General features: G+C 71.1%; 16 protein-coding genes, 1 tRNA gene and 1 riboswitch. Of the genes, 8 read left to right on the forward strand and 9 right to left on the reverse strand.

The window, feature by feature from the left end:
* Positions 1-19: 19 nt before the first annotated feature.
* The 3 genes from grpE to pyrE all read left to right on the forward strand — a co-directional run bounded on the left by grpE (position 20) and on the right by pyrE (position 1736).
* Positions 20-643 carry a nucleotide exchange factor GrpE gene (gene grpE / locus ACUN0C_RS00150; protein WP_445464290.1) on the forward strand — a complete coding sequence of 208 codons (624 nt, stop codon included), beginning with the start codon at positions 20-22 and terminating at the stop codon, positions 641-643.
* Positions 644-726: 83 nt separating this feature from the next.
* On the forward strand, positions 727-1116 hold the full coding sequence (locus tag ACUN0C_RS00155) for a VOC family protein (RefSeq protein ID WP_445464291.1): 390 nt from the start codon (positions 727-729) through the stop codon (positions 1114-1116).
* Between the two features lie 59 nt (positions 1117-1175).
* Positions 1176-1736, forward strand: coding sequence for an orotate phosphoribosyltransferase (pyrE, locus tag ACUN0C_RS00160; RefSeq protein ID WP_445464292.1), 561 nt, complete (start codon positions 1176-1178; stop codon positions 1734-1736).
* A 14-nt stretch (positions 1737-1750) separates the two neighbouring features.
* On the opposite strand, the gene ACUN0C_RS00165 is transcribed toward pyrE, so the two are convergent.
* Positions 1751-2620: a transporter substrate-binding domain-containing protein gene (locus tag ACUN0C_RS00165; protein WP_445464293.1), complete on the reverse strand. Its 870-nt coding sequence runs from the start codon at positions 2618-2620 to the stop codon at positions 1751-1753.
* A gap of 89 nt (positions 2621-2709) precedes the next feature.
* On the opposite strand from ACUN0C_RS00165, the gene ACUN0C_RS00170 reads away from it, so the two are divergent.
* Positions 2710-3315 (forward strand): CDP-alcohol phosphatidyltransferase family protein, encoded by a 606-nt coding sequence (locus ACUN0C_RS00170; RefSeq protein ID WP_445464294.1) that lies wholly within the window; start codon positions 2710-2712, stop codon positions 3313-3315.
* A 3-nt stretch (positions 3316-3318) separates the two neighbouring features.
* Here the strand turns inward: ACUN0C_RS00170 and ACUN0C_RS00175 are convergent, their stop codons facing one another.
* Positions 3319-4533 (reverse strand): O-succinylhomoserine sulfhydrylase, encoded by a 1215-nt coding sequence (locus tag ACUN0C_RS00175; protein WP_445464295.1) that lies wholly within the window; start codon positions 4531-4533, stop codon positions 3319-3321.
* A gap of 51 nt (positions 4534-4584) precedes the next feature.
* Positions 4585-4665, reverse strand: a riboswitch (SAM riboswitch).
* 68 nt (positions 4666-4733) lie between these two features.
* On the opposite strand from ACUN0C_RS00175, the gene ACUN0C_RS00180 reads away from it, so the two are divergent.
* Positions 4734-5819 (forward strand): 2'-deoxycytidine 5'-triphosphate deaminase, encoded by a 1086-nt coding sequence (locus ACUN0C_RS00180; protein ID WP_445464296.1) that lies wholly within the window; start codon positions 4734-4736, stop codon positions 5817-5819.
* A gap of 86 nt (positions 5820-5905) precedes the next feature.
* A tRNA-Gly gene (locus tag ACUN0C_RS00185) sits at positions 5906-5980 on the forward strand.
* A 70-nt stretch (positions 5981-6050) separates the two neighbouring features.
* Here ACUN0C_RS00185 and ACUN0C_RS00190 read toward each other — a convergent pair.
* Both ACUN0C_RS00190 and ACUN0C_RS00195 read right to left on the reverse strand, forming a co-directional pair.
* Positions 6051-6539: a DUF2269 family protein gene (locus ACUN0C_RS00190; RefSeq protein ID WP_445464297.1), complete on the reverse strand. Its 489-nt coding sequence runs from the start codon at positions 6537-6539 to the stop codon at positions 6051-6053.
* Positions 6536-7831 carry an SDR family oxidoreductase gene (locus tag ACUN0C_RS00195; protein ID WP_445464848.1) on the reverse strand — a complete coding sequence of 432 codons (1296 nt, stop codon included), beginning with the start codon at positions 7829-7831 and terminating at the stop codon, positions 6536-6538. Before ACUN0C_RS00195 ends, ACUN0C_RS00190 begins: the two co-directional genes overlap by 4 nt.
* A 174-nt stretch (positions 7832-8005) precedes the next feature.
* Between ACUN0C_RS00195 and ACUN0C_RS00200 the strand changes: the two genes are divergently transcribed.
* Complete coding sequence (locus tag ACUN0C_RS00200; RefSeq protein ID WP_445464298.1) at positions 8006-9661, forward strand: lysine--tRNA ligase; 1656 nt, start codon at positions 8006-8008, stop codon at positions 9659-9661.
* A 114-nt stretch (positions 9662-9775) separates the two neighbouring features.
* Positions 9776-12850, forward strand: a complete 3075-nt coding sequence (polA, locus tag ACUN0C_RS00205) for a DNA polymerase I (RefSeq protein WP_445464849.1) — start codon at positions 9776-9778, stop codon at positions 12848-12850.
* A 33-nt stretch (positions 12851-12883) separates the two neighbouring features.
* Here the strand turns inward: polA and ACUN0C_RS00210 are convergent, their stop codons facing one another.
* The 5 genes from ACUN0C_RS00210 to adhP form a co-directional block, all read right to left on the reverse strand.
* On the reverse strand, positions 12884-13237 hold the full coding sequence (locus tag ACUN0C_RS00210; RefSeq protein WP_445464299.1) for a hypothetical protein: 354 nt from the start codon (positions 13235-13237) through the stop codon (positions 12884-12886).
* A 151-nt stretch (positions 13238-13388) separates the two neighbouring features.
* Complete coding sequence (locus ACUN0C_RS00215; protein WP_445464300.1) at positions 13389-14447, reverse strand: alpha/beta fold hydrolase; 1059 nt, start codon at positions 14445-14447, stop codon at positions 13389-13391.
* 204 nt (positions 14448-14651) lie between these two features.
* Positions 14652-15335, reverse strand: coding sequence for a L,D-transpeptidase (locus ACUN0C_RS00220; RefSeq protein WP_445464301.1), 684 nt, complete (start codon positions 15333-15335; stop codon positions 14652-14654).
* 152 nt (positions 15336-15487) lie between these two features.
* Positions 15488-15883 (reverse strand): hypothetical protein, encoded by a 396-nt coding sequence (locus ACUN0C_RS00225; protein ID WP_445464302.1) that lies wholly within the window; start codon positions 15881-15883, stop codon positions 15488-15490.
* A gap of 14 nt (positions 15884-15897) precedes the next feature.
* Positions 15898-16923: an alcohol dehydrogenase AdhP gene (gene adhP, locus ACUN0C_RS00230; protein WP_445464303.1), complete on the reverse strand. Its 1026-nt coding sequence runs from the start codon at positions 16921-16923 to the stop codon at positions 15898-15900.
* Between the last annotated feature and the right edge of the window lie 3 nt (positions 16924-16926).

Here is a 16926-nt window from a genome sequence, read left to right on the forward strand (position 1 = left end):
CACGAACAGGGTGACGGATATGAACGACACGGACCAGACCACGACCGAGTCTCGGAACCCCGCTGCCGCATCCGAAACCGGCGCGGATGCCGAAATGCAGGCGAGCGGGGCCGAAACCGGGATTTCCGCCGAGACGGTGGCGAGGCTCGAAGGCGAGAAGGCCGACCTCACCGATCGCCTCGTCCGCGTGGCGGCAGACCTCGACAACTTCCGCAAGCGCTCCGAGCGCGAGATCGGCGACGCGCGCAAATACGCGGTGACGAAGTTCGCCGCCGACATGCTGACGGTTGCCGACAATCTGGCGCGCGCGCTCGAGAACGTGACGGAGGAGGCCAAGGCCGAACCCGCCGTCGCGAGCCTGGTCGAGGGCGTCGAGATGACCGCCCGCGAGATGGAGCGCCTGCTCGGCCGGCACGGCGTCGAGGTGATCGCCGCCATGGGCGAGCGTTTCGATCCGCACAGGCACCAGGCGGTGTTCGAGGTCCCCGATGCGAGCGTGCCGGCGGGCACCGTCGTCCAGGTCATGCAGCCGGGCTACATGATCGGCGACCGCGTGCTGCGGGCGGCGATGGTCGGCGTTTCCAAGGGCGGCCCCAAGGCGACCGCGCCGGCCACCGAGACCGAGACCGCCGAAGGGCGCTGAGGGCGCCCGAAGTTTCACGGGCGAGGCGCTCTTTACTCCCGTCCGTGCCGGCCCGAAGATGGCCCCCTCTCGAGGGGACGGTCATGGCCGCGCACGGGCATTTCCACTGGAACGAGCTGCTGACGCGCGACTTCGAGCGCGCCAAGGCCTTCTACGAGGCCGTGATCGGCTGGCGCTTCGAGGCGATGCCGATGCCGGAGGGTGGCCCGTACTGGGTCGCCTGGCAGGGCGACGTGCCGGTCGCCGGCATGATGGACATTTCCGACCTGCGCTGGTCGGGTGTTCCGGCGAACTGGTTCGCCTACCTCGCCGTCGACGACGTCGACGCGCGGCTCGCGGAGGCGGAGCGGCACGGGGCGACCGTCCACCGCCGGCCGTTCGACGTGCCGGGCGTCGGCCGGATCGCGATCCTGGAGCAGCCGGACGGCGCGGCGATCGGGTGGATGACGCCGGCGGCCTCCGCGCCCGCTTGACCCGCGGCGCCCCTCCCGCCATCACCGCGCCAACGCCAGGAGGCGGCCAAGGAGGCGGCATGGACGCGCGCGCAGAGCTCTACGACCTGATCCGATCCCGCTCGTTCCGGAAGGGCGGCACGTTCACGCTCGTGTCCGGGCGGACGAGCACGATCTACTTCAACCTGAAACCGACCATGCTGCATCCGGACGGCGCGCGGCTGATCGGCGCGGCGGTCGCCGAGCGCGCGGCGGCGCTCGGCGCCGATTATGTCGGCGGGCTGGAAATGGGCGCGGTCCCGATCGTTTGCGCGGCGGCGGCGATGAGCGCGGTCGCCGGCCGCCCTGTCGGCGCCGTGTTCGTGCGCAAGGACGTCAAGGCGCACGGCACGCGCAGCCTGATCGAGGGCCTCGCCGAGGGCGAGACCCTCGAAGGGCGGAAGGTGCTCGTCGTGGAGGACGTCACGACCACCGGCGGCTCGGCCCTCAAGGCGGTCTCGAGCCTGCGCCACGCCGGGGCGGAGATCGACGACGTGCTGACGCTGGTCGACCGCGAGGAGGGCGCGGACGAGGCCTTCGTGCAGGCGGGGCTGTCGCTCCACGCGCTCTACCGGAAGAGCGAGTTCGCGAGCGAGACTTGACCCCGCATCCGCGCTCAGAACAGCCCGACCGGGAAGTAGCGCAGGTAGATCTCCTCGTAGCGTCCGGACCGGTGCACCTCGCGGAGCGCGTAGTCGAGCGCGGCGCGGAGCTTGCGGTCGTCCGGCCGCACCACGATCGTGAAGCCCTCGCCGAAATAGCGGTCGTCGAGGTAGGGACCGCCCGCGAACCGGCAGCAATCCTCCGATTCCACCCCGTGGAGCCAGAAGGAAAGGCCGAGCGCGTCGGCGAAGATGGCCGGGATGCTGCCCGCCTTTACCTCCTCGAGCGCAGTCGCGAGCGAGAGGTAGCAGACCGGCTTCGCGCTCGGAAAGAAGCGCTGCACGAAGGCCTCGTGCGCCGTCCCGCACACGGTGCCGACGAAGGAATCGAGGTTGCGCGCCGCCGGATCGAAGGGGCTGTCCTTGCGCGCCACGAAGCGGCCGGGAATCTTCAGGTACGGGTTGGTAGGCAGCAGGTCGTCGCCGTCGGGGATCTCGTCCACCCTCAGGCCGGCGATGACGGCGTCGCCGGTGCCGTCGAGGAGCGCCGCATGGAGCGTGTCGAACGGGCGCGACTGGATCGCGCAGCCGACCTTCAGCTCCTCGCAGATGGCGCGCACCAGGTCGACGTTGAAGCCGATCAGGACGCCGCGCCGGTCGCGGAAATTGAAGGGCGGGAAGTCGTCGGTCGTCAGGAACCGGATCGGGCCGATCGTCGCCGGGGCCGGGCGCTCCAGGCGCGCGCGGGGATCCCAGAAGTTCGGCACCACCACCTCCGCGGCCGCCGCCGTGGCAGGATCCTGGACGGGCGTGTCCTGCGCGACGGCCGGCGCGCAGAGCAAGGCGAGGATCGCGACGAGGGCGGCTGGGAAGGGAAGGCGCATCAGGTCTCCGGCGGCCTCATCAAACGGGCGCGGGGCGGCATCGGTTTCGTCATAGCGGCAAGAGGCGCGCGCCGGAAGCGCGAGGCGGCATGCTCGACGGGCCGGCGCGCGCGCTGATCGCCCCGGCGCTGGAGCGGGCGGGCGCCAGGCTCGCGGCGCTCGGCGTTTGCGCCGACGGCGTCACCTGGGTGGGCTTCGCGCTGGGGCTTGCGGCCTTCGCGGCGATCTGGGCCGACGGCTTCCTGGTCGCGGGCGGGCTCATCCTCCTCAGCCGGCTTTGCGACGGCCTCGACGGCGCGGTCGCGCGGCACAGCGCCAGGACCGACCGCGGCGGCTTCCTCGACATCGTGCTCGATTTCGCCTTCTACGGCCTGGTGCCGCTCGGCTTCGTGCTTGCCGACCCGCAGGCCAACGGGGTCGCCGGCGCCGTCCTCCTGTTCAGCTTCTACGTGAACGGCTCAAGCTTCCTCGCCTACGCGGTGATGGCGGAGAAGCGGGGCCTCTCGACCGCGATCCGGGGGCAGAAGTCGCTCTATTTCACCGCCGGGCTGGCCGAGGCGACGGAGACGCTCGCCGCCTTCCTGCTCTTCTGCCTGTTCCCGGCCTGGTTCCCGGCGATCGCGCTCGTGTTCGCGGCGATGACGCTGGTGACCGCCGGCGCGCGCCTCGTCGCCGCGCTCCGCACGTTCCGCTGAGGCTCAGGACGCCGCGCGCATCTCCGCCGGCCGCGCCCGGTCGAGCGCGGCGACGAGATCCTCGACGAGATCCTCGGGATCCTCGAGGCCGACCGACAGGCGCAGCAGCCCGTCGCCGATGCCGAGCGCGGCGCGCTCCTCGTCGCTGAGGCGCTGGTGCGTCGTCGTCGCGGGATGTGTGACGAGGCTCTTGGCATCGCCGAGATTGTTGGAGATGCGCACGACCTCCAGCGCCGCGGAGACGGCGAAGGCGCCCGCCTTGCCGCCCGCGACCTCGACCGCGAGCATGGTGCTGCCGCCGGTCATCTGGCGGCGGGCGAGCTCGGCCTGCGGGTGGTCGTCCCGTCCGGGGTAGTAGAGCCGCAGGACCGCGGGATGGCTGGCGATCGCATCGGCGATGCGCGCCGCCGAGGCGGCCTGGCGCTCGACCCGGACCTGAAGGGTCTCCAACGACTTCAGGAGCACCCAGGCGTTGAACGGGCTCATGGACGGGCCGGTGTGCTTCAGGAACGGCGCGAGCTTGCCCTCGATCCAGTCCTCGTCGGAGAGCACGACGCCGCCGAGGCAGCGGCCCTGGCCGTCGATGTGCTTGGTCGCCGAATAGACGACGGTGTGCGCGCCGAGCTCGAGCGGCTTCTGGAAGAGCGGCGTGGCGAAGACGTTGTCGACGACGAGGCGGGCGCCGGCGGCGCGCGCGATCTCCGCCACCGCGGCGATGTTGATCAGCTCCAGCGTCGGGTTGGACGGGCTCTCCAGGAAGAAGGCGCGTGTCTCCGGCCGCACCGCGCTTCGCCATGCGTCGAGATCGGTGCCGTCGACGAGCGTCGAGGCAACGCCGAAGCGCGGCAGCAGGTCCGCGACGATGTACTGGCAGGAGCCGAAGAGGGCGCGCGAGGCGACGACATGGTCGCCGGCCTTGAGGTCGCTCATCAGCGCCGCGTTCACCGCCGCCATGCCGCTCGCCAGGCCGCGCGCGGCCTCGGCGCCCTCCAGCAGGCACATCCGCTCCTCGAACATGGCGACGGTGGGGTTGGCGTAGCGCGAATAGACGAAGCCCGGATCCTCGCCCTTGAAGCGCGCCTCGGCCGCCTCCGCGTCCGGATAGACGAAGCCCTGGGTCAGGAACATAGCCTCCGAGGTTTCGGCGAACTGCGAGCGCATGGTGCCACCGTGGACAAGCTCGGTGGCGGGGCGGAAGCGTCTCTTCGGGGCGGTCATGCACTCTCTCCGGAAACGAAAAAACCCGGCCGCCGCGCGCGCGGGACCGGGGTCTTCCAACCTCCGGCCCTTTTAGCGTCATGGTTTAACGTGGTCGCAAGCCGGCCGGCACAAATCACCACGGGACCGGCGCTTAGACCCTGCCGCCCTTGGCGTCAACCGGAACCTCGGCTAACGGTGGCGCGGGCGAGGGGGGCGGCGTGACGGGAATCCTGCCGGACAGCGAGATCGAGGGGCTGATCGCGACGGGCGCGATCCGGCTCGACGCGCCTGCGGCGCCCGGCCAGGTGCAGCCCGCGAGCCTCGACCTGCGCCTCGGCAGGGTCGCCTACCGGGTGCGCGCGAGCTTCCTGCCGGGCCCGGACCACGACGTCGCGGAGAAGCTCGAGCGGCTGGCGCTGCATCGCTTCGACCTCCGCGAAGGGGCGGTGCTCGAAACGGGCTGCGTCTACATCGTGCCGCTGATGGAGGCGCTGGCGCTGCCGGCGGACCTCACGGCGTCGGCCAACCCGAAGAGCTCGACCGGGCGGCTCGACGTCTTCACCAGGCTCATCGTCGACCGCGCCCGCGCCTTCGACCAGGTGCCGGCCGGCTATTCCGGCCCGCTCTACCTGGAGATCAGCCCGCGCACCTTCCCGGTCCTCGTCCGGCCCGGCACGCGGCTCTCGCAGATCCGGTTCAGGCGCGGCGCCGCCGTGCTCGACGACGCGGCGCTGCTGGCGCTCCACGCCGAGGCGACGCTCGCCTCCGGCACGCCCGGCTTCTCGAACGGGCTCGCCGTCTCGATCGACCTCCAGGGCGACGCGACGGGCCTCGTCGGCTACCGCGCCAAGCGCCACACCGGCGTCATCGACCTCGACCGCACCGGCGGCTACGACGCCGAGGAATTCTGGGAGCCGCTGCGGCGCCGCGGCCCGGCCGAGCTCGTGCTCGACCCCGACCAGTTCTACATCCTCGTCTCCGCCGAGGCCGTCCACGTGCCGCCGGGCCATGCCGCGGAGATGGTGCCGTTCGACCCGCTGATGGGCGAGTTCCGCGTCCATTATGCCGGCTTCTTCGACCCCGGCTTCGGCCACGATCCGGCCGGGGGGCGCGGCAGCCGGGCCGTGCTCGAGGTCCGGAGCCACGAGGTGCCGTTCATCCTGGAGCACGGGCAGACGATCGCCCGCCTCGTCTACGAGCGCCTCGCCGCCCCGCCGTCGCGCCTCTACGGCGCCGGCCTCGGCTCGCATTACCAGGCGCAGGGCCTGAAGCTCTCCAAGCACTTCCGGGCGCCTGCGGGCTGAGGTCGGGCGCCGCTTGGCCCGCACGCCCGGTCGCCTTCTCGACCCTCTGGAAAAGGCCGCGCCGATCGGCTACCTCTTGGCGCAAGGCGGGCGTAGTTCAGTGGTAGAACGTCAGCTTCCCAAGCTGAATGTCGTCGGTTCGATCCCGATCGCCCGCTCCAAAGCCTCGCCGTTTCCCAAGACTCGCCCAGGTGCCGCACGGCAAGCGCTGCGCCGGACCCGACCGCCCGGTCAGCCGAGCCCCGGAACGGCGAATTGCGGCCGCGCGATCATCAGCCAGAAGATGCCGAGCACGGCCGCGAAGGCCGGGAAGCCGAAGGCGAACCAGGTCCAGAACAGGCGGTGATAGGCGCGCGGCAGCGGCCGCACGTCGTGGACCGCCGCGGCGGCGAGGTCGCGCATGCGCATCTGCATCCAGACGACCGGGAGCCAGAACGCGCCGGTGACGAGGTAGAGGACGATGGACAGCACGATCCAGCCCTCGGTCAGCGCGTAGCCGACGTTCCAGGCGAGCAGCACGCCGGTGACGGGCTGTGCGACGACGGCGGTCGTGGTGAAGACGAAATCCGCGATGACGACGATGCGGGCGACGCCGGCGACCACCTCCGGGTTTCTGGTGAAATGGGCGACCACCATGAAGAAGGCGATGCCGGCGCCGGTGCCGAGGAGGACGGTCGCGCCGATCACGTGGAGGTACTTGAGGACGAGATAGGTCGTCATCGGTCCTCGCGGATGGCGAGCGCGGCGAGATGCAGCGCCATGATCGGCCAGATCTTCAGCATCGGCCCGAGCGGCTCGATCCAGAGGACGGGCAGCATCAGCGTGCCGATGACCATGTAGGCGAGCGAGAGCGCGATCCCGGCATAGAGGGCGATCCGGGTCGTGCGCCGCCAGGCGATCCCGACGCCGATCGCGATGTCGGCGAGCGCGCCGGCGACGATGCCCGGGATCTCGAAGATCCCGGCCCCGCCCGCCTGCATGATCTCGCGGCCGATCGCGAAGCCCGGCCCCAGCGAGATCACGCCGGTGCCGATCCAGAACAGCGCCAGGACCGCGAAGACGAACGGCTTCACGAAATAGAGGCGCGCGAACCAGCGCTCCTGGACGGAGGCGGGCTCCGCGGCGAGCGCGGCGGCGAGCGGCGCGGGGCGGATGCCGGTCGTCGCGCTCCACGGGCGCGAATCGCCGACGGCGCCGCGCACGATCTCGCGCATGGCGGTGGTGCGCATCGGCGGCCGCCAGCCGAGGAGGGCGACGAAATCGCCGAGCCTGTAGGGCAGTCCCGCGAGCCAGGAGGGGAGCACGAATTCGCGCGCCGGGCGCCAGCCGAGCCAGGCGCGGTAGGTGGCCACGACCTCGCGCATCGGAAGCGGCTCCGGCCCTGCGAGGTCGAGCGCGAGCCGGGCGGGGGCGTCCGGCCGCAGGAAGAAGAGGACCGTCTCGGTCACGTCCGCAAGCTGCACGACCTGCAGTGCGCCGGTGTCCGGCGCGAGCGGCAGGAGCGGCAGCGCCGCCAGCCCGCGGAAGAGCGCGCTGCCGCCGAAGGCGCTCCGCCCGACCACGACCGAGGGCCTGAGGATCACCCAGTCTAGGTCGCGCGCCATCAGGGCGCGGTCGCCCGCGAGCTTGGTGCGGGAGAAATCGGTCGGCGTCTCGCGGTCGACCCCGATCGCGGAGAAGTGGATGACGCGGCGGATCCCGGCCTGCTCGCACGCCTCGAACAGGGCGCCGATCCCCGTCGCGTGCACGCCGGCGGTGGAATCTTTCGGGCTGTCCTGGAGGACCCCGGCCGTGTTCACGACCGCGTCGATGCCGGCCAGGTGCGGCAGCCAGTCCCCGGCGGAGCGCGCCTCGGCGATGTCGAGGCGGACATGCCCCGCCACCCCCGGCCGGTGCGAAAGGAGGGCGCGCGAGCGCGTGACGGCGACGACCTCGTGCCCGGCCCGGTGGAGCGCTGCGAGGAGCGCGGAGCCGATGAAGCCGTTCGCGCCCGTCAGCAGTACCCGCACGATGCCTCCGCCTGGTCAGTCGCGGTTCTCGTCAGCCCGCGCAGGTTGCGGAACGGCGCCCGCAGGACGCTTGTTCCCCGCAGTTCCGCGCGTTGACGCTTCGCCGGCGTCCCAGTAGGGTCCGCCCGCCTCCGCCGGCCGGGCCAAGTGCCGGCGCGACCTGCTGGATTTCCGATCATGACCGATAGCGCGCCGTTCCCGCCCGAGCTCCTTGCCGCGGCGCGGGTCTCGAAAGCGTGGCCCTTCGAGGAGGCGCGCAAGCTCGTGGCGCGGGTGGAGCGTGCCGGCTTCGACGGCGAGGTCCTGTTCGAGACCGGCTACGGCCCCTCCGGCCTTCCCCATATCGGCACGTTCGGCGAGGTCGCCCGCACCACGATGGTTCGCCACGCCTTCCGCGTGCTGACCGCCGACAGCGTTCCGACGCGCCTCCTGTGCTTCTCCGACGACATGGACGGCCTGCGCAAGGTGCCGGACAACGTGCCGAACAGGGAGGCGCTCGCGGCCCATCTCGGCAAGCCGCTCACCGCGGTGCCCGATCCGTTCGGCGAATACGAGAGCTTCGGCGCCGGCAACAATGCGCGGCTGCGCATCTTCCTCGACCGCTTCGGCTTCGACTACGAGTTCGCAAGCGCGACCGGGTACTACCGGTCCGGCCGCTTCGACGAGACGCTGCTGCGCATGCTCGCCGCCTATGATGAGGTGATGGCGATCATCCTGCCGACCCTCGGCCCGGAGCGTCGCGAGACCTACGCGCCGTTCCTGCCGATCTCGGAGCGCACCGGCACCGTGCTGCAGGTGCCGATGATCGCTCGCGATCCCGCCGCCGGCACCGTGACCTACCGCGACCCCGACACCGTCGACGAGGTCACGACGCCGGTCACCGGCGGGCGCGTGAAGTGCCAGTGGAAGGCGGACTGGGCGCTGCGCTGGACCGCGCTCGGCGTCGATTACGAGATGGCCGGCAAGGACCTGATCGATTCCGTGCTGCTCTCCTCGCGGATCTCGAAGGCGCTCGGCGGGACGCCGCCGGAGGGCTTCAACTACGAGCTCTTCCTCGACGAAGAGGGGCAGAAGATCTCCAAGTCGAAGGGCAACGGCCTCACCATCGAGGAATGGCTGCGCTACGCCTCGCCGGAAAGCCTGTCGCTCTTCATGTTCCAGAAGCCGAAGGCGGCGAAGCGGCTCTATTTCGACGTCATCCCGCGCGCGGCCGACGAATACTACCAGTTCCTCGACGGCTACCGCCGGCAGGACTGGGGCAACCGGCTGTCGAACCCGGTCTGGCACATTCACGAGGGCGGTCCGCCGGACGAGCGCCTGCCGGTGCCGTTCTCGATGCTCCTCAACATCGCGAGCGCGGGCAACACGGAGGAGCCCGAGATCCTGTGGGGCTACGTCACCCGCCACCTGCCGGAGGTCACGCGGGAGCGCTATCCGGCGCTCGACCGGCTGATCGGCTATGCGGTGCGCTACTTCCACGACTTCGTGAAGCCGAACAAGCGCTTCCGGGTGCCGGACGCGGTCGAGCGCGAGGCGCTCGAGGCGCTCGACTCGGCGCTCGCAGCGCTGCCCGAGGATGCCGACGCCGAGGCGATCCAGGCGGCGGTCTACGATGTCGGCCGCAGCTTCGAGCGCTATCACAATCCGGAGAAGCCGGGTCCCGACGGGCGGCCGGGCGTGGCGCTCACCTGGTTCTCCACGCTCTACGAGATCCTGCTCGGCCAGGAGCGCGGGCCCCGCTTCGGCTCGTTCGTGGCGGTCTACGGCGTGCCCGAGACGCGGGCGCTCATCGCCCGCGCGCTCGCCGGCGAGCTTTCGCCCGCTTCGGGCTGAGGCGCGCGGCGTCGGCCCGCGCATGGCAGCCGGCCGTCGCTTGCATTCGCGCCCCGCGCGCGCGAAATGTCTGCGATGCCGAAAGTCTCCCCGCAGCCCCGCGCGGCCGCCCCGATGAAGGCGGGCGACCACCTCATCCTGGTCGACGGCTCGGCCTTCATCTTCCGCGCCTTCCACGCGCTGCCGCCGCTCACGCGCAAGTCGGACGGGCTGCCGTCCGGCGCGGTCGCCGGCTTCTGCAACATGATCTGGAAGATGCTGCAGGAGGGGCCGACCCCGGAGAAGGGCGACGAGCCGACCCATTTCGCCGTGATCTTCGACTATTCGGCGAAGACCTTCCGCAACGAGATCTATTCCGACTACAAGGCGCACCGGCCCGAGCCGCCGCCGGACCTCATCCCGCAGTTCGGGCTCATCCGGGAGGCGACGCGCGCCTTCAGCCTCGCCTGCATCGAGCAGAAGGGCTGGGAGGCCGACGACATCATCGCGACCTATGCCCGCCTCGCCTGCGAGCGAGGCGCGCGCACAACCATCGTCTCCTCCGACAAGGACCTGATGCAGCTCCTCGGGCCGAGCGTGACGATGGTCGATACGATGCGCGACCAGGTCATCGACCCGGCCTTCGTGAAGGAGAAGTTCGGGGTCTTCCCGGACAAGATGATCGACCTGCAGGCGCTCTGCGGCGATTCCACCGACAACGTCCCGGGCGTACCCGGCATCGGCGCCAAGACGGCGGCGCAGCTCCTCGACGAGTACGGCGACCTGGAGACCCTGCTCGCCCGCGCCGCCGAGATCAGGCAGCCGAAGCGGCGCGAGAACCTGATCGCCTTCGCCGAGCAGGCGCGCGTCTCGCGAAAGCTCGTGGAACTCTGCAATGCGGTGCCGCTCGAGGTTCCGATCGACGACCTCGCGGTCGAGCCGGTCGACGGCGCGCGCGCCGTCGCCTTCTGCAAGGCGATGGAGTTCAACGCGCTGACGCGGCGGGTCGCCGAGAAGACCGGCACCGCGGCGGACGCAATCGAGCCGATGGCGCTCGCCGTCCAGGGCTGGCCGCCGGGCGGCGCCTCGGCCCCGGCGCACGGGCCGGACATGGCGGAACCGGCCGCCGCGGATGGCGCGGCCGAGGCCGCGGCGCGGACGAAGCCGGCCCTGCCGAGCCATCTGGAGCCGATCGGCACGCCGTGGGACCTCGTCGAGGCGCGGAAGGCGAGCGCCTGCGAGCCGAAGATCGACGTGCAGTCTTACCATTGCGTGCGCACGATCGAGGCGCTGGAGAAATGGGTGGCGGCGGCGCGCGAGCACGGGATCGTCGCGATCGACACCGAGACGACCAGCCTCGACCCGCTCGATTGCGAACTGTGCGGCGTGAGCCTCGCGCTCGAGCCGGGCCTCGCCTGCTACATCCCGCTCGGGCACCGGCAGGCGGAGGACGCAAGCTCCTCCGCCGACCTTTTCGGCGATCCGCCGGCGAAGGCTCGGAAAGCCGCCGCCAGGGGCAAGGGCGACGGCGCGGAGGAGCCGGCTACCGGCGGGGCCGGCGCGGAGACGGTCGCGGCCGAGCCGCCGGACTACACGCAGATCCCGGAGGCGGAGGCGCTCGCGCTCCTCAAGCCGCTCCTGGAGGACCCGGCGGTCCTCAAGATCGGCCAGAACATGAAGTTCGACTGGCTGGTCTTCCGCGAGCGCGGCATCGAGGTCGCGCCGTTCGACGACACGATGCTGATCTCCTACGCGCTCGATTCGGGGCGCCGGCCGGGCCACGGCATGGACGGGCTCTGCAAGGAGCTGCTGGAGCACGACCCGATCACCTACAAGTCGGTGGCGGGAACCGGCAAGGCGGGCGTCACCTTCGACCGCGTCGCGATCGACCGCGCCACCTGCTACGCCGCCGAGGACGCCGACGTCACGCTGCGCCTCTGGCGCGTGCTGAAGCCGCGCCTCGTCGCGGAGGGCATGACCCGCGTCTACGAGCGGCTGGAGCGGCCGATGGTGCCGGTGCTCGCCCGCATGGAGCGGCGCGGCATCAAGGTCGACCGGCAGATCCTGTCGCGCCTCTCCGGCACCTTCGCGCAGAAGGCTGCGGCGGTGGAGGCCGAGATCCACGAGCTGGCCGGCGAGACCTTCAACATCGGCTCCACCAAGCAGCTCTCCGACATCCTGTTCGGCAAGATGGGCCTGCCCGGCGGCCGCAAGACGAAGACCGGCGCCTGGTCGACCGACGTGAAGGTGCTCGACGACCTCGCCGCCGAAGGCATCCCGATCGCGCGCAGGATCGTGGAATGGCGGCAGCTCACCAAGCTGAAGTCGACCTACACCGACACGCTGCCGCAGCACATGGACGCGCAGGGCCGCATCCACACGAGCTTCTCGCTCGCCTCGACCACGACCGGCCGGCTCTCCTCGTCGGAGCCGAACCTGCAGAACATCCCGATCCGCACGGAGGAAGGCCGCGCCATCCGCACCGCCTTCATCGCCGAGGAGGGCTGGAAGCTCGTCTCGGCCGACTACAGCCAGATCGAGCTGCGCGTGCTCGCCCACATCGCCGACATCCCGCAGCTCCGCCGCGCCTTCGCCGACGGGCTCGACATCCACGCCATGACCGCGTCGGAGATGTTCGGCGTGCCGATCGCGGGCATGGACCCGATGGTGAGACGCCGCGCCAAGGCGATCAATTTCGGCATCATCTACGGCATCTCGGCCTTCGGCCTCGCCCAGCAGCTCGGCATCGGGCGTGGCGAGGCGGGCGACTACATCAAGCGCTATTTCGAGCGCTTCCCCGGCATCCGCGACTACATGGAGGAGACGAAGCGCGCCTGCCGGGAGAACCTCTACGTCGAGACCCTGTTCGGCCGGCGCGCGCACTATCCCGACATCCGCGCCTCGCAGCCCTCGCTGCGCGCTTTCCAGGAGCGCGCGGCGATCAACGCGCCGATCCAGGGGACGGCCGCCGACATCATCCGGCGCGCGATGATCCGTATGGACGACGCGCTCGAGGCCGCGGGGCTGCGCGCGCGCATGCTGCTGCAGGTCCACGACGAGCTGATCTTCGAGGTCCCCGACGAGGAGGTCGAGGCCACGCTGCCGGTCGTCACGCGGGTCATGGAGCACGCGCCCGAGCCGGCCGTGAAGCTCGCCGTGCCCCTCAAGGTCGATGCCCGCGCCGCGTCGAACTGGGACGAGGCGCACTGAGCGCCCCGCCCCCAGGCGGCGGCTTGGCGGCGGTCAGAGCAGGTCGGGTCCGCTCCGGACGGTGTCCCGGCAGGCCGGCTCCGCGAGCGCGATCCGCCCGCCCGGCCCGGACGCACCCGCCCGCGCGGATCGGAACCAGGTCATGAGCGCCCGGAAGTCGCCGCCGAAGCCGTGCTGCTTCAGCGCCTCGTAGACGATCGAGCACTGCATCGCATCGCCGCGGCCCCCGCGGGCTTCGGCCGCGCCGGCTTCGCAGGCGAGATAGGCGCACTTCAGGTCGCCCACGGAGCGTTCCGCCGCGCTCGCCGAAGGCACGGCGCCGATGGCTGCGGCAAGCGTGGCGAGGGCGAATGCCGCTCGCCGCGCGCAAGGTCTGAAACCGTTCATCTGCACCTCGGCCTCCCGGACTGAACCAGCGACAGGCTGGCCTGATCCGGGAAGTCTCGCAGGCGCGCGTCGCCGGTACATGAGCCGGATGTCCCGGGCGACCGCGTTCCGCGGTGAATTCTCGACCCGGACCCGGGACCCGTGTCCCGCATCACGACGCGACGGGCGGGTTCCCGTAGCCGGCGTTCCGCGCCGCCACGATCGCACGCGCTCTGGTCCCGACGCCCAGCCTGGCGAAGATGGACGAGACGTGATTGCGCACGGTCTTCTCGCTGATGGAGAGTTCGGCGGCGATCTGGCCGTTGTCGAGGCCCTGGGCGAGCCGGTGCACGACCTCCTGCTCGCGGGCCGTGAGCTCCGCGAACGGGGATTGCTCGGGCGAGCGCCTGGGCAGGAAGGCGTGCAGCGCGTCGACGAAGTTCGACCAGGCCCCCTCGGCGGGCAGCATGAAGTGGTTCGGGCTGTCGAGTTCGAGGAAGCGGGCATCGGGAATGAGCCGGGCCAGCAGCCGGCCTTCCTCGATCGGGGCGACGGCGTCGCGGTTCACATGGGCGACCAGCGTCGGGCAGGATATGCGGGCGGCTTCGCCCTGCACGTCCACGTCGAACATGATGCGCGTAAGCTTCACGGCGTTGGCAGCGGACGTGGCTCGCTTCTGCAGTTCGCACCAGGACCGCAGATGCTCCAGTGTGCCCTCCGGCTGGAACTGGGTCGCGAAGGACCGCATGAAGGCATGGTCTTCATGCCCCCAGCCGAGTTCCAGCATCTGCAGCATCACCTTGGCCTTTTCAGGCTCCAGAGGCGGGGTGGAGCGCCGGTTCCTTCCGCGCGCATAGGTGCCGTAGAGCACCAGATGGCTGACCCGAGACGGGGCGTTCGCGGCATAGGCGATTGCGACCGCCCCGCCCTGGCAGGCGCCGACGAGGGAGAAGCGGTCGAATTCCAGCCATTCGACGAGCGCCTCGAGATCGCGGACCCAGGTCTCGAAGGAGAGGTCGTCGACGTTCCAGTCCGAGAGCCCGCAGCCGCGGGGATCGTAGCGGACAAGGGTGTAGCGCGACGACAGGGCTTCGAGCCACGGACGCCAGGCGACGCTGTGCCACTGATAGTCGAGATGCGTCAGCCAGCTCGGCAGCAGGATCAGGCGCGGTCCCTTGCCCGCGACGGTGTAGGCCAGCTTCGCGCCGTCGAAACTCGCGCAGAATCTCACGTGCTGAACTGGCATGGCGCCGATTGCCCGGTTGGAGCGAGCTGCAGTCTACACCCATGCGCCGGCCGAGCAACCTTCGTCGTCGGAATCCCAAGTCCGCCAACGTCTTGCAGCGATCGGCCCGATGCCCGCCGTCTTCCTTCTCCTCGGCTTTCCTGCCTTTCCGTTCGGCCCGCCGGCGCGGCGTCGGCGCGGCCCCGGCCGTCAGATCCCCACGGTCTCCTTGAGGCGCGCCACGAGGCCGTCGAAGCCGCCCTCGGCGCGCCGCACGACCACCCGGGCGCCGATCGGCACGCGGTCGTAGAGGTCGATGATGTCGGCGTTGAGCAGCCGGATGCAGCCGGACGAGACGGCGCGGCCGATCGAGTGCGGCTCCGGCGTGCCGTGGATGCGGTAGAGCGTGTCGCGGCCGTTCCGGTAGAGATAGAGCGCGCGGGCGCCGAGCGGGTTCTGCGGGCCGCCCGGCATCCCGCCGGCCCACTTCGCCGCGAAGGGATCGCGCCTCTGCATCGCGGCGGGCGGCGTCCAGCGCGGCCACTTCGCCTTGCGGCCGACCCGGGCGACGCCCGACCAGGCGAAGCCCTCGCGGCCGACGCCGACGCCGTAGCGCATCGCTTCGCCGTTCGGCATCACGAGGTAGAGGAAGCGCGCACCAGGATCGACGACCAGCGTGCCCGGCGGCTCGCCGGTCGCGTTGGCGACGATCTGGCGGTGGAACTGCGGCGGGATCTGGCTGAGGTCGACGGGCGCGACGCGGTGAGGCTCATTGGTGGCCGGCACCAGCAGCTGGTTGCGCGCGACCGGCTGGCGCGCGGCGCGGCCGATCGGGGTGCAGGCGGAGATGAGGCCGGCGGCGCCGGCCAGCAGAAAAGCGCGTCTCGCGATCAAGGTCCTACTCCGAATGGCGTTTACCGCCTCCGGAGCAAATTCGGCGGAACTGCGGTCCGTTCCGGCCGACCCGCGACCGCCCGCGTGCCCGCGCGGCGATGCGGCATTTCTGCCACAGGCCGGGCGGCGGCGGATGTCCTCGCGGGGGGGCGTCAGTCCTTCTGGGCCGGCCCCTCCTGGCCGGCTTCGCGCGCGGCCTGCAGGACGGTGTCGATGAAGGCCTCATACTCGTCGCGGAGCGGGTCGAAGATGTCGCGCTCCTCGGTCACGGCGCCGCGCATGCCGCCGGCGAGCCGGAAGAAGCCGTAGGCGCGCCCCATGTAGGGGCACAGGAAGCCGTGCGCCTTGAGCGTCTCGAAATCGGCCGGCGAATGGGTTGCGCGGGCGATCCGGAAGGTGCCCGCGGCGTCGGGCGCCGTCTCGATGCGCAGGCCGTGGCGGACGGCCGCCTTGCCCATGGAATTGGCGCCCGCATCCGCCTCGAACGCCTCGAAGGGATAGAGGCGCTCGACCGTGGCGCGGTCGTTCAGATCGGCGTTGGGGATCATGGTCCGTCTCTCGTCTAGATCGTCAGGACAACGCGGCCGTCGACCGTTCCGTTCTTCAGCCGGCCGAACACGTCGTTGATCGCTTCGAGCGGGGCGGTGCTCACATGCGAGCGGACCTTGCCCTCGGCAGCGAAGGCGATCGATTCCGCGAGGTCGCGCCGCGTGCCGACGATGGAGCCGCGGACCGTGATCCGCTTCAGGACGACGTCGAAGATCGGGGTCGGAAAATCGCCCGGAGGCAGGCCGACGAGGCTGACCGTGCCGCGGCGGCGCGTCATGCCGAGCGCCTGCGCGAAGGCGGGGACGGAGACGGCCGTCACGAGCACGCCGTGGGCGCCGCCGCCGGTCGCCTTACGCACCGCCTCGACCGGGTCCTCGGCCGTGCAGTTCACCGTGAAGTCGGCGCCGAGTTCCTTCGCGAGCGCCAGCTTGTCGTCGGAGACGTCGATGGCGGCGACGTGCAGGCCCATCGCCTTGGCGTACTGGACCGCGACGTGGCCGAGGCCGCCGATGCCGGAGATCGCCACCCATTCGCCCGGCTTCGCCTCGGTCTCCTTCAGGCCCTTGTAGGTGGTGACGCCGGCGCAGAGGATCGGCGCCATCGCCACGAAATCGGGATTGTCGGGAAGCCGGCCGACATAGGCGGCATTGGCCAGCACGTACTCGGCATAGCCGCCATCGACGCCGTAGCCGGTGTTGTGCTGGCTCTCGCAGAGCGTCTCCCAGCCGGTCGTGCAGTGCTCGCAGGCGCCGCAGGCGTCGTGCAGCCACGGCACGCCCACAGGGTCGCCCTCCTTGAGGCCCTTCACGCCCGGGCCGAGCGCGGCGACGATCCCGACGCCCTCGTGGCCCGGTATGAAGGGCAGTTTCGGCTTCACCGGCCAGTCGCCGTCGGCGGCGTGCAGGTCGGTGTGGCAGACGCCGCTCGCGACGACCTTCACCAGCACCTCGCCGTAGCCCGGCTCCGGCACCGCCACCTCCTCGATGCGGAGCGGCGCCCCGAACGCGCGCACCACGGCTGCCTTCATCGTCGCTGCCATCGT

It is taken from the genome of Faunimonas sp. B44 (genome assembly GCF_052655945.1).

Coding starts and splice junctions, on each gene's coding strand:
- ACUN0C_RS00170 (WP_445464294.1), top strand. CDS start 2,710: ATGCTCGACGGGCCGGCGCGCGCGCTGATCGCCCCGGCGCTGGAGCGG.
- ACUN0C_RS00175 (WP_445464295.1), bottom strand. CDS start 4,533: ATGACCGCCCCGAAGAGACGCTTCCGCCCCGCCACCGAGCTTGTCCAC.
- ACUN0C_RS00210 (WP_445464299.1), bottom strand. CDS start 13,237: ATGAACGGTTTCAGACCTTGCGCGCGGCGAGCGGCATTCGCCCTCGCC.
- grpE (WP_445464290.1), top strand. CDS start 20: ATGAACGACACGGACCAGACCACGACCGAGTCTCGGAACCCCGCTGCC.
- pyrE (WP_445464292.1), top strand. CDS start 1,176: ATGGACGCGCGCGCAGAGCTCTACGACCTGATCCGATCCCGCTCGTTC.
- ACUN0C_RS00165 (WP_445464293.1), bottom strand. CDS start 2,620: ATGCGCCTTCCCTTCCCAGCCGCCCTCGTCGCGATCCTCGCCTTGCTC.
- ACUN0C_RS00190 (WP_445464297.1), bottom strand. CDS start 6,539: ATGACGACCTATCTCGTCCTCAAGTACCTCCACGTGATCGGCGCGACC.
- ACUN0C_RS00225 (WP_445464302.1), bottom strand. CDS start 15,883: ATGATCCCCAACGCCGATCTGAACGACCGCGCCACGGTCGAGCGCCTC.
- polA (WP_445464849.1), top strand. CDS start 9,776: ATGAAGGCGGGCGACCACCTCATCCTGGTCGACGGCTCGGCCTTCATC.
- adhP (WP_445464303.1), bottom strand. CDS start 16,923: ATGGCAGCGACGATGAAGGCAGCCGTGGTGCGCGCGTTCGGGGCGCCG.
- ACUN0C_RS00155 (WP_445464291.1), top strand. CDS start 727: ATGGCCGCGCACGGGCATTTCCACTGGAACGAGCTGCTGACGCGCGAC.
- ACUN0C_RS00200 (WP_445464298.1), top strand. CDS start 8,006: ATGACCGATAGCGCGCCGTTCCCGCCCGAGCTCCTTGCCGCGGCGCGG.